Here is a 14,573-nt window from a genome sequence, read left to right on the forward strand (position 1 = left end):
TGGTATCCCGATCTTTTATCATTACATTTAATACCTTATTTGCTATCTTTTTTCCGGAAGCCAAATAGAGCAAAGCCTGAGAGGAGAAGTGAAACTATCCTAGCAAGGATACTAGATGAAGAAACTGTTCCTGTCTTTGGCAAAGCAGATTCTGAAGTATGTAACGAACTTGGCGATCCATCCTCTGAAAGGAATGTCGTATGAGGTGTATTCTTTACAATTTCCGAATGGCTTGTCACAGGAGAGAAGCTAGACGCATAAGATACGTGGACCCATTCAGAAGTTTCATGCAACAGGGATTGACTCTCCAACGCCAATGTGCTTATAGATTCTGAAGAGCTGGTCAAAGGTAATTCAGATGTTGACACTAAAGATTCTGAATGAGATGTCCATTGTGAAGTAGATAGGCTCTCAAAAATAGATTGAGAGCGAGAGTTCGATCTGGACTCTTGGAACTGCGATTTTAATTGACTAGCTGAAATCGATTCTTGAACCTGAGATTCTGATTGACTGGCTGAAACTGAGGCTTGTACCGAGGAATCGGACTCACTCGCCGAAACTGATTCCTGAATCAAGGAATCTGATTGACTTGCAGAAACTGAGGCTTGAATCAATGAGTCTGATTGACTGGCCAAAACGGATTCTTGTACCAACGAGTCTGACTGGCTTGCGGAAACTGATTCCTGAACCAACGAATCTGACTGACTGGCCGAAACGGAGGCTTGAACCTGAGATTCTGATTGACTTGCAGAAACTGAGGCTTGAATCAATGAGTCTGATTGACTGGCTGACACGGATTTCTGAACCAAGGAGTCTGATTGACTGGCGGAAACGGACACTTGAATCAACGAGTCTGACTCACTTGCAGAAACTGATGCTTGAACCAAGGAGTCTGATTGACTTGCAGAAACAGATGCTTGAATCAATGAGTCTGACTCACTTGCAGAAACTGATTCTTGAACCTGAGATTCTGATTGGCTGACTGAAATGGAGGCTTGTACCAAGGAATCGGATTGACTTGCAGAAACTGATACTTGAATCAATGAGTCTGATTGACTGGCTAAAACGGATTCTTGTACCAACGAGTCTGACTGACTTGCGGAAACTGATTCTGACAGCTTTTTGCTCATCGAAATAGATTGTGACAAGGAAATCAGTTGAGAAACCACTTCCTCCGATCCAACCGCTGATGTCGACTGCGATTGAGACACAGAAATTGATTTGGATACTAAATTCGATAAGGATTCCGACTGACTCAACGAAACTGATTTCGAGGCTTTTTCAGATTCACTCTTAGATACTGATACTGCCTTTGATTGTGAATCTGATTGACTTGCAGAAACCGACTCTTGAACCAGAGACTCTGATTGGCTAGCCGATACAGATGCCTGAACCAAGGAGTCAGACTGACTGGCTGACAAAGATTTCTGAACCAAGGATTCTGATTGACTGGCGGAAACGGACGCTTGAATCAACGAGTCTGACTCACTTGCAGAAACTGAGGCTTGAACCTGAGATTCTGATTGACTTGCTGAAATTGAAGCTTGGACTTGCGATTCGGACTGACTGGCGGAAATTGATTCTTTAACCAGCGATTCAGATTGACTCGTAGATGTTGAAGCTTGAACTAACGATTCGGATTGACTTGCAGATACAGATGCCTGAACCAAGGAATCAGACTGACTTGCAGAAACTGAGGCTTGAACCTGAGATTCTGATTGGCTGACTGAAACTGAGGCTTGTACCGAGGAATCGGACTCACTCGCCGAAACTGATTCTTGAACCTGAGATTCTGATTGACTTACAGAAACAGATGCTTGAATCAATGAGTCTGATTGACTGGCTGACACGGATTTCTGAACCAAGGATTCTGATTGACTGGCGGAAACGGACGCTTGAATCAACGAGTCTGACTCACTTGCAGAAACGGAGGCTTGTACCAACGAGTCTGATTGACTTGCAGAAACAGATGCTTGAATCAATGAGTCTGATTGACTGGCTGACACGGATTTCTGAACCAAGGATTCTGATTGACTGGCGGAAACGGATGCTTGAATCAACGAGTCTGACTCACTTGCAGAAACTGATGCTTGAACCAACGAATCCGACTGACTAGCCGAAACCGATTCCTGAACCAACGAATCCGACTGACTAGCCGAAACTGATTCTGACAGCTTTTTGCTCATCGAAATAGATTGCGACAAGGAAATCAATTGAGAAACCACTTCTTCCGATCCAACAGCCGATGTTGACTGCGATTGAGACAAAGAAATTGATTTGGATACCAAATTAGATAAGGATACCGACTGACTCAACGAAACAGATTTCGAGGCTTTTTCAGACTCACTCTTAGATGCTGATGCGGTTTTTGATTGCGAGTCTGATTGACTGACAGAAACAGATTCTTGAATCAAGGAATCGGACTGACTAGTTGAAACCGACTCTTGTACCAAGGACTCTGATTGGCTCGCAGATATTGAAGCTTGAACCTGTGATTCGGACTGGCTGGCAGAAATTGATTCTTGAACTTGCGATTCTGATTGGCTTGCGGAAATCGAAGCTTGAACCAACGACTCTGATTGACTTGTCGAAACCGATTTTTTAACCAACGATTCTGACTGACTCACAGAAATTGATTCTTGAACCTGCGATTCGGACTGACTTGCTGAAATCGAGTCTCGTACTTGCGATTCGGACTGGCTGGCAGAAACTGATGCTTGAACTTGTGACTCAGATTGACTTGCTGAAACGGACTCTTTAACCTGTGATTCAGATTGACTTGCTGAAACCGAAGTTTGAACCAAGGATTCTGACTGACTTGCTGAAATCGATGCTTGGACTTGTGACTCAGATTGACTTACGGAAGCCGAAGCTTGAACTTGTGACTCAGACCGACTTGTCGAAACTGAGGCTTGAACCAACGAGTCTGATCGACTAGCTGAGATTGAAGCTTGGACCAACAACTCAGATTGACTTGCCGAAGTCGAGGCGTGAACCTGTGACTCAGATTCGCTTGCTGAAATCGATGCTCGGACTTGCGACTCTGACTGACTTGCTGAAATTGAAGCTTGGACTTGTGACTCAGATTGGCTTGCTGAAATTGAAGCTTGGACTTGTGACTCAGATTGGCTTGCTGAAACTGAGGCTTGAACCTGTGACTCAGATTGGCTTGCTGAAATCGATTCTCGGACTTGCGATTCTGACTGGCTGGCAGAAATTAATTCTTGAACTTGCGATTCTGATTGGCTTGCTGAAATCGATGCTTGGACTTGTGACTCAGATTGACTTACGGAAGCCGAAGCTTGAACTTGTGACTCAGACCGACTTGTCGAAACTGAGGCTTGAACCAACGAGTCTGATCGACTAGCTGAGATTGAAGCTTGGACCAACAACTCAGATTGACTTGCCGAAGTCGAGGCGTGAACCTGTGACTCAGATTCGCTTGCTGAAATCGATGCTCGGACTTGCGACTCTGACTGACTTGCTGAAATTGAAGCTTGGACTTGTGACTCAGATTGGCTTGCTGAAATTGAAGCTTGGACTTGTGACTCAGATTGGCTTGCTGAAACTGAGGCTTGAACCTGTGACTCAGATTGGCTTGCTGAAATCGATTCTCGGACTTGCGACTCAGATTGACTTGCTAAAACGGACTCTTTAACCTGTGATTCAGATTGACTTGCCGAAACTGATGCTTGAACCAACGATTCTGATTGGCTTGCTGAAATCGATGCTCGTACTTGCGACTCTGACTGACTCGCGGAAATTGATTCTTTAACCAACGATTCTGATCCGCTTGCTGAAACCGACTCTTGTACCAAGGACTCAGATTGACTCGCGGAAATTGATTCTTTAACCAACGATTCTGATCCGCTTGCTGAAACCGAAGCTTGAACCAAGGATTCTGACTGACTCGCAGAAAGTGATTCTTGAGCTTGTGACTCTGACTGACTCACTGAAAGCGATTCTTGAACCTGTATCTCAGATTGGCTCACTGAAAGCGATTCTTGAACCAAGGATTCAGATTGACTCGCCGATTCTGAGGATTTAACCAAGGATGTCGATTGGTTCGTAGAAAGCAATTCTTGAGCCAACGATTCCGATTGACTAAGGAAAATTGATGTTTGAACTAAGAAATCAGACTGGCTCGCGGAAAGTGATTCTTGAGCCAAGGACTTCGATTGACTCGCAGAAAACATAGCTTGAATTAAAGAATCAGACTGGCTCGCAAAAACCGAGGCTTGAACCAAGGATTCTGACTGACTCGCAGATAGCGATGCTGGGTCCAAGGATTCTGATTGAGATCTTGAAATAGACTCAAAGGTTGGTGACTCACTCTCAGAGATGGAAGATGAAGTTGAAAAACTTTGAGACTGTGAGGCAGACTCAGATGCCGTCATCTTCCGATAATAGTAGTTCACACTCGTCATTGGATTAGCATAATAGTTATCCTTAATCGTATGCTTGAAACGAGAGAAGCCATCGGCTCCTTGAGGAGTCGCATCTTCTCCTACAACCATCGTTGTATTTTTTGAAAGGGAAGATGATTTTGGAACAGCTGTGAATGGTTTTGGAACCGTGTACGCTATTCCCGTCTTTTCATCAGTATAGGTCACTGTTTCATTGGCGGAAAACCAACCTGTTACGTCCAGTTCAAAGTTATGTTCATCCACACGTCTTGGAGTAACGTTTAGGAAATAATCCTTATTTTTACTTTCAATTTTACGCGTTCCACCTAAGTCAGACAATTGGCCTGGAACGTCGTGTTTAAAAGTTTTTTCATAAACAAGAGTATACTTATCAAATACTAGTTCATTTCCTGTATCCCGAGAGGTCAATGAATATATTTTAGAAGGATCCAAGACGTAATAGCGAAGAATGTAGTCCCCATTTTGATTCGTTGGGACAACTTCACTTCTTATGAAATGCTCACTCGCATTTCCGTACAATTTTACACGTCGATCTCCAACTGTACTATTATCAAAAGTCCCTGTTCTTGCATTTTGAGACGAGCTTACAACTGGAACCTGTACGTATCCTGCGATATCACGCGCATTTGAAGCCGTATACTGTTGTCCCTCAATCCCAGATTGCCTGTATTCAGCAAGGATCTCTTCCTCACCAGTTGGTTTATACAGTCCATTTTGCCATTCACCCTTTGGATCCACCAAACGATACAAGGTAGACTGTTGAGACCACATGGTTGGTACTTTAACCTGGAAGAAATCATTTAATATTTGACCTTGACGTGAAGGTTCCATGACATCATAGACATCTCGAAGCATAACGCTTCTGACTGGAACCATAAGACTAGGAAAAGATTGTAGGGTCACATAAGGAGGTTTACTTGCGTCTCCGAAAGAATAGATAAAGTTGTTGCCTGCTGGAGAATCTGCAATCAAAACTTCTTTAGGAAGTCGTATAGGGCTATTCAATCTCTCATTAGGTTGGAATGTTTGAGAAAAGACTTCTGATCCATCTGATTCCTTCACAATTCGGAAATAAACATTCTTCGGATCACGAATATCTGGATTCGTTTCGCTACGATCAACAGATAGTGTCGCATAGTAGCCCAAGGATTTCTCATTTTGGTCAACAAATTCCCAAATTGCAAAAGTATAACGGTTCAAATCGTGATCTTTTGAATACTTTGCAAGCTCTTCTGGAGTTAATAAAGCATTTTTATCTAGGTTCGGGTCTTTGGCAACATCCGAAGTTGGTAGTGGCGCATCTACCACATTGGCGCCATGGCGATCATCCATCTCGGGTGAGATGGATAGATCTTCATCACTACTTCTAGCCTCTTCACTAATTGGAGCCAATTGAGCAGAGATCGCAGGTTTTCCATCTACATTTGTATTTCCCACAAAACCCGCAGCTGTCAAGGTGGTCATCATCTCATCAACTGCTTTGCCCAAGCGATCGCGTTGCTCGGCATAAGCTTGCGCACTGGCATTGGTATGGATCAAGTTATTGCTTGCAATCACTTCAGCCTGCACTTTGTTAATGACCGCTTCGACCACTGCTTGACGATCAGTGTCCGTCATTGTAGATGCGTAATCCCCTGCAATTTTTTGGAGCAATTCAGCTTCAGAGGTATTTTGTTCTAAAACAGTGGCTTCTTCTAAACTAGTCGGCTCTTCAATACCTGCTTCTGAATCTAGAGCTTGAGAAGACTCACTAAGTGCAGTTGACAGTGCAGTTGATCCAACTTTGCTCAAGGACAAAGAAGCAGATTCACTTATTGAAGTCGACGCACTCTCAGATGTAGAAAGGCTAGTGGATTCTGAAACAGAGATAGATTCTGAAGGCTGGCTTGAAGTTTTCGCTAAGACCACACTGTCCACTTCTGCCAAGGTTTCCTCTTTTGTTTCAGAAACCGTTGGTGCAAGTGATGTTGCATCCTCCGCCTTAGCAGTCGTAGCAAGCACAGCGCCACCAAATATCGTTCCTACCGTAATCAAACCTTTTAAAAAGGTTGGACTATTCTTTTGACTTTCTATTTGATCTTGCTGCACGTTAGCAATGATGGCCTCCTCCACTTGTCCACGTACCACACGAAAGAGACCTAGAGCTGCTGTTGATGCTCGAAGCCAATTTTTTCCTGATTTAATTAATTTGAAGCGTACGACACGATCTGTTTCACGAAAGTTTCCTTTTGAACGCTTAAATTGCATGATATTCCCCTTACATTGTAGTCATTATTCATTATACAGGAATACTACGTAGATTCAAGTAATTTGCTATGAAAAACTTATTTATTGTTGTTTTTGTTTTCGAATTTTTTGCAAGAAATTAAAAACACTTCATTCTACTAGTAAAAAAGAGAGTGGGACAGAAATCGGTAATTCGTTAGAATTCGATTTCGTCGTCCCACCTCCGCACAGTTGAGTAGGGCTATAAAAGCTGATGAAATCAGCGTAGTAGAGCCCACTCAACCACTGCGTCTTGCTCAACAATGCAAAGACAATTGAGAGACTGGGACTTTTGTCCCAGCCTCTCGAAAAAATGATATTTCCTACTAGATCAGTTCCCCTTCTTTTTACGTCGGGTCAGTCCAGCAATTCCAGCTAACCCTGTAACAACCCCAAGAAGAGCTGATGTCACAGATCCTGTTTCGCCAGTATTCGGAAGTGCCACAGATTGGCTGTGTTTTTGTGATCCACTTGCTGATTCTGATGATGATACTGACTCTGAATGAGAAATTGATTGGCTCATTGAGTTAGAGTATGAACCACTACCAGATATTGATACTGATTGAGATTGACTCACTGAAACCGACTCGGATGTTGAGACTGACTCAGATTTCGATACTGATTCAGACGTTGAAATTGACTCGGACGTTGATACGGATTCTGACGTTGAAACCGACTCGGATGTTGACAACGATTTAGATGTTGAAACTGACTCAGACGTAGACACCGATTCAGATGTAGACACTGACTCAGACGTTGAAACCGATTCTGATGTAGACACTGATTCGGACGCTGACAATGACTCAGATACAGAAACCGACTCGGATGTTGACAGTGATTCAGAGGTTGAAACTGACTCAGACGTAGACACCGATTCAGATGTAGACACGGACTCAGACGTTGAAATCGATTCTGACGTTGAAACCAATTCAGATGTAGACACTGACTCAGATGTTGATACTGATTCTGACGTTGAAACCAATTCAGATGTAGACACTGACTCAGAGGTCGATACTGATTCAGAGGTCGATACTGATTCTGACGCTGACAATGACTCGGATATTGATACTGACTCAGACGCTGAGACTGATTCTGACGTTGATACCGATTCTGAACTTGAAACTGATTCTGACGTTGATACCGATTCAGAACTTGAAACTGACTCAGACGTTGATATAGACTCAGATCTAGAAACCGACTCGGATGTCGATACTGATTCTGACGTTGATACTGACTCGGATGCTGACTCAGATATTGATTCTGACTCTGATACTGATTCTGAGATTGAAATCGATTCAGAGGTCGATACTGACTCAGATGTTGATGCTGACTCGGATGTTGAAACCGATTCTGAGGTTGAGACCGATTCTGAAGTCGACACTGATTCAGAGGCTGATACTGACTCAGATGTTGACATCGATTCTGATGTTGATGCAGATTCAGAGGTTGACACTGATTCTGACGTTGAGACTGATTCTGAGGTTGATACTGACTCGGATGCTGACACCGATTCAGACGTAGACACTGATTCAGATGTTAAAACTGACTCGGACGTCGAGACTGATTCGGATGTCGACACCGATTCAGATGTTGATACTGATTCTGATACAGAAACCGACTCGGATGTCGACACCGATTCAGATGTTGATACTGATTCTGATACAGAAACCGACTCGGATGTCGACACCGATTCAGATGCTGACAATGACTCGGACGTTGAGACTGATTCAGAGGTAGAAATCGATTCAGACGTAGACACTGACTCAGAAGTTGAAACTGACTCAGACATAGACACTGATTCAGACGTAGACACTGACTCTGACGTTGAAACTGACTCGGACGTTGAAACTGACTCGGATGTCGAGACTGATTCAGACGTTGATACTGATTCGGACGTTGACAATGACTCGGACGTAGACACCAATTCAGACGTTGAAACTGATTCTGAAGTAGACACCGATTCAGATATTGACACTGACTCAGACGCTGAGACTGATTCAGATGTTGACGCTGACTCGGATGTCGACACCGATTCAGACGTTGACGCTGACTCGTACGTTGAGACTGATTCAGAGGTAGAAATCGATTCAGACGTAGACACTGACTCAGAAGTTGAAACTGACTCAGACGTAGACACTGATTCAGAGGTTGACACTGACTCGTACGTTGACACTGATTCAGACGTTGACGCTGACTCAGAGGTTGAGACAGATGCTGAAGTCGATAATGACTCAGAGGTTGAGACCGATTCTGAAGTAGATACTGACTCTGATGTTGACACCGATTCAGAACTTGAAACTGACTCGGATGTCGATACTGATTCAGATATTGAGACCGATTCTGAAGTAGATACTGATTCTGAGATAGAAATCGATTCAGACGTTGATACTGATTCTGAGATAGAAATCGATTCAGACGTTGATACTGATTCTGAGGTTGACACTGATTCAGACGTTGATATAAACTCAGATGTAGACACTGATTCAGATACAGAAACTGACTCGGATGTCGACACCGATTCAGACGTAGAAACTGATTCTGAGGTTGACACCGATTCAGACGTTGATACTGATTCTGACGCTGAGACTGATTCTGACGTTGAAACCGATTCAGATGTTGACACTGACTCAGACGTTGAAACTGACTCAGATGCTGAGACTGATTTTGACGTTGAAACGGACTCGGATGTAGACACTGATTCTGAGGTTGACACTGACTCAGAGGTTGAAATCGATTCAGACGTTGAGACCGATTCTGACGTTGAGACTGATTCAGAACTTGAAATTGACTCAGACGTAGACACTGATTCTGACGCTGACACCGATTCAGATGTTGAAACTGATTCTGAGGCTGATACTGATTCAGATGTTGATATTGATTCAGATACAGAAACTGATTCTGACGCTGAGACTGATTCTGACGCTGAAACCGACTCGGATGTTGACAGCGATTCAGATGTAGAAACTGATTCTGAGGTAGACGCAGACTCAGAGACTGAAACTGATTCTGAGGTTGATGCAGATTCAGATGTTGATATTGATTCAGATACAGAAACTGATTCTGACGCTGAAACCGACTCGGATGTTGACAGCGATTCAGATGTAGAAACTGATTCTGAGGTAGACGCAGACTCAGAGACTGAAACTGATTCTGAGGTTGATGCAGATTCAGATGTTGAGACTGATTCTGACGTTGAGGCCGACTCAGACGCTGAGACTGACTCGGATGTTGAGACTCACTCTGACGTAGACATAGATTCTGAAGTAGAGACTGACTCTGATGTTGACACCGATTCAGATGTAGATACTGATTCAGACGCTGATACTGACTCAGATGCTGATGCTGACTCAGATGTTGAGACTGACTCTGAAGCAGATACTGATTCAGATGTTGAGACTGACTCTGAAGCAGATACTGATTCAGAGGCTGAAACCGATTCAGACGTAGACACCGACTCAGACGTTGAGACGGACTCTGATGTTGACACTGATTCGGACGCTGACAATGACTCAGAGGTCAATACTGACTCGGATGCTGATTCTGATGTTGAGACTGATTTAGACGTTGAAACCGACTCGGATGTTGACAGCGATTCAGAGGTAGAAACTGACTCGGATTCTGATACTGATTCTGATGTTGACACTGATTTAGATGTTGAAACCGACTCGGATGTTGACAGTGATTCAGATGTAGAAACTGACTCAGACGTTGAAACAGATTCGGACGTTGAGACTGACTCACTCAAGGATACTGATGCAGACTCAGACTGCGATTGACTCACTGATTTTGAAGCCGACTCACGAGTAGATTGACTTAGTGACTCCGATACTGACTGTGAAACCAATGCTGAAGCAGACTGACTCACTGAAACAAAGGCGCTCGTTGAAGCGGATGTCGAGCTTGAGATAGACTGGCTAACCACTTTGGATGCACTCGCTGATACCGAAGCAGACTGCAAGGCACTGACACTTGCAGAAACGGATTCCGAAACCTTCACAGATTCAGATTTTCTTGCCGATACAGATTGACTCGTTGAAGCGGATTGAGATTGAGAAATCTCCTTGCTCAATGATTGACTGCGAGATAGACTCGCTTGAGCGGATACACTTGCCGATGCTGATTGGCTTAGTGAAGCCGACAAACTTCGCGAACGAACCGAGCTCAGTGATTGGCTTAATGATACGCTCTGAGATTGCTTCGCACTTAAAGACTGACTGACAGATTGCGAAACTTTAGCAGATGCACTCTGACTAGTTGAAACAGACTGACTATGATCGCTATCTGATAATTTCACAGCTACGACATTCGTCGTGCTATCTTTATAAGTAATGGTAACTGCACCATCACTATTAACCGTATAGGACTTAATCCGGTTAGCCACCTCTGGATTAACAGCCGACACAGCTGCGATCACCTTGCTCTTATCTGCCTCTGTCAATGCAGTTAGGCTCGTCACCTGAATAGTGCTTGTTGGAGCAACACCTGGCGTACGATCAGCAAGACGTCCTTGGGTAATCCGAATTTCACCCAAACCATTTGGACGGTTCATATTAGACGCATTGTCAATAGCCGCGACATTGCGTTGCCAAGTATTCCGGTAAGAATGATAGAGATCATCCTTCAAATGAATGGTCGTTGTAATGGTTGCAGGGTTAGCACTGGTAGCCGTGATCTCTCCCGTGATAGGAGCAATATCGCCTGTTCCATACTGGCTGCCACCAAAGAAATTCCCGTTCAAGGCATTGTCGTTCAAATCTGCCCGTGCAACAACTTTCATTTCTTTCAACTTGCCACTGTCATCCGTAGCTGTAAAAGTCACAACTGCATCATCACCAGCGTAAATAGTATAATTCTTCCCACCACCTTCAAGAGGGGTTGATTTCGGTTCCACACCATTGACCGTTAACTTAGCCGTCACTTCAGGACGTGTGGCATCTGTTACAGCAACCATGTTACTTGCATCGGAATAAACCTCATGATCACCATACAGAATGCGAGCCTTAGCATTTACGCCACCGGTCTGCAAGGGAGCTTTTGGTGTCACAATCGCTTGCCCAGAAGCATCCGCTACTGCTGTTCCGATTTCATCATCATTGTTATACAAGACAACGGTCGATCCAGGCTCAGCACCGGTCACTGTTACAGGTGTTTGAGTATAGGCTTTCTCTAGTAAGCGAGTCTCAACCATCGGTGCTGCTAGGCGCTTAACAGGAGCGGTTACATCATTTGTGGTGTTATCTTTATAAGTAATAGTCACCACACCAGATGATGAAACCGAATAAGATTTAAAATCCTTTGAAGTGGCAATATTTGGGTTTGTCGCCTTAAAAGCCTCCCAAACCTTCTCTTTTTCAGCCTGGGCCAAGTTAGTAGTATCATTGACAAAAGTTGCCGTTGTCACTTCCTTAATCGGATTGCGAATGCCATCATTTTGTGGCAAAACCTGAATACGAAGCGTACGTGTCACTGACTGCTTAGCCGTATTAGTCACTACAAAAGAAACATTATAAATTTTCCCAGGCGTTACGACTTCTGTCTGGCCAACAGTCCCCAAAATATTAAAGGCGACTGCACTATTTTTTAGTGCCGATGTCTGAGGCACATTGATGCCATTCACACGGTCACTACCAGAAGCGTAGCCAATGCTTTTAATACTATTTCGTGTAGGAATGGTTTCAAAAACATTATAAGCATGATTGATATAATCTGAATTATAGACAGAAATCAAAGCATTGTTAGCCGGACCTAAATTATACTGAGGCGCACGAAGACTAGTATCCGAGTCGATACGGTTTCCATTTCGAGGGTCGCGCTGACCAGATGTCGCACGAAGCACCGCGTTGGCCAAGCGATTGCGAGCAATCTTTGCTTGACTTTCCACGGCATCGATTTGAATTGCCGGATTGGACAAGCCTACACGAATAGCCTCTAAAGCCAGATCTCCATTTTCAATAGCAGATTCTGTCCCCGGAATTTCCATAGCTTGTGCACGATAGGTGTATAAATCCAAAGCCAAGGCTTGGAGACGCTTCACCTGGTCTTCCGAGCGAGTGGTCTGAGCCGCTGCTTCTTTCTCACTCGTTTCAGGAGTAGCCCTGTGAATTGAATCGTCCTCAGAGGCACTGCTACTAGCAGTTTCTGATGTGGACTGACTTGTTGAATGACTAACAAGATGAGATTCACTCAAAGAAACCGACTGAGAAAGTGAACTGCTTTCTGAAATCAACTGACTGCCTGACTTCGAGAGTGATTCAGATTCGCTAGCAGACTGGCTCGCTGACACAGAATCTGAGTTAGAGGTCGTCCCCAAGACAAAACTATCCGAACCCGCTACACCAGTCGATGGGCTGATTTCAGACCCAACAGTCGTATCCATCCCATTTTCCTCTGCAAATACTGGGTTAGCAACTGTTGTTGCTCCAGCAAGAGCCCCTAGCACAACCATCCCTTTAACCAGATCCGCAGGCATCGAGTGTGATGTCGCTTCATATTGAACTACGATCTTTTCATCCACACCACCTCGCATGACACGAAATAGGCCTAACCGAGAGACAGATGCTCGTACCCAATTCTTTCCTGATTTGATTAATTTAAAACGTGTGATTCGCTCCGTTTCGCGAAAATCACCCTTCGAACGTTTAAAAAACATGTCCGCTCCTTAAATTTTAGATATCAAGTTATTATACCTTATTTTTTCCCTAATGTAACTAATTAAGACCATTTTCTGACACGAAAACAACATACAAAAAGAGAACCCGGAGGTTCTCTTTTTGGATCCTTTTTTCATTGACCACATACCTGAAATGATCGAATCAAATTAGGATAGAAGATTATTTTTCGTCTTCTTTTTTACGACGACCAAGTACAGCCGCTCCAGCAAGTCCTGCAACTGCTCCAAGAAGAGCTGATGTTACAGATGTTGTTTCACCAGTATTTGGAAGTGCTACAGATTCGCTGTGTTTTTGTGATCCACTTGCTGATTCTGATGTAGACAATGACTCTGAACCAGAAGCTGATTGGCTCATTGAGTTAGAGTATGAACCGCTACCAGATGTTGATCCTGATTGTGATTGGCTAACTGAAACTGAAGTACTTACTGATGTTGAAGTTGATTCAGATGCTGATGTAGACTCTGATGCTGACGCTGATGCGCTTGCTGACGAGCTTGCTGATTCAGATGCTGATACTGATTCTGAAACTGATGCTGACTCTGATGCTGACGCTGATGCGCTTGCTGATGCTGATGCACTCATTGATTCAGATGCTGATGCTGACGCACTCATTGATTCAGACGCTGATACTGATGCTGATGCTGATTCTGATGCGCTCGCTGACTCTGATGCTGACGAGCTTACTGATTCTGATGCTGATACTGATTCTGAAACTGATGCTGACTCTGATGCTGATGCTGACGCACTCATTGATTCAGACGCTGATACTGATGCTGATGCTGATGCGCTCGCTGACTCTGATGCTGACGAGCTTACTGATTCTGATGCTGATGCTGATTCAGATGCTGATACTGATTCTGAAACTGATGCAGACTCAGATGCTGACGCTGACGAGCTTGCTGACTCAGACGCTGATGCGCTTGCTGATGCTGATGCTGATTCTGATGCGCTCGCTGACTCTGATGCTGATACTGATTCTGAAACTGATGCAGACTGAGATGCTGACGCTGACGCGCTCGCTGACTCAGACGCTGATACTGATGCTGATGCTGATGCGCTCGCTGACTCTGATGCTGACGAGCTTACTGATTCTGATGCTGATGCTGATTCAGATGCTGATACTGATTCTGAAACTGATGCAGACTCAGATGCTGACGCTGACGAGCTTGCTGACTCAGACGCTGATGCGCTTGCTGATGCTGATGCTGAT

At 44.1% G+C, this 14,573-nt stretch carries 2 protein-coding genes and 1 pseudogene; all 3 read right to left on the minus strand.

Annotated elements, in window-relative coordinates; all coding sequences use genetic code 11:
* Positions 1-35 precede the first annotated feature (35 nt).
* Entirely contained in the window at positions 36-6,674 is a 6,639-nt protein-coding gene (locus K1J10_RS04200; RefSeq protein WP_223355975.1) for an accessory Sec-dependent serine-rich glycoprotein adhesin, read from the minus strand.
* Positions 6,675-7,023: 349 nt separating this feature from the next.
* Positions 7,024-13,341, minus strand: a pseudogene (locus tag K1J10_RS10800) (accessory Sec-dependent serine-rich glycoprotein adhesin).
* Positions 13,342-13,522: 181 nt separating this feature from the next.
* Positions 13,523-14,573, minus strand: a 1,051-nt coding sequence (locus K1J10_RS04210; RefSeq protein ID WP_223355976.1) for an LPXTG cell wall anchor domain-containing protein, incomplete at its 5' end; no start/stop codon positions are given.

It is taken from the genome of Streptococcus australis, assembly GCF_019930045.1.
GTDB lineage: Bacteria > Bacillota > Bacilli > Lactobacillales > Streptococcaceae > Streptococcus > Streptococcus australis_D.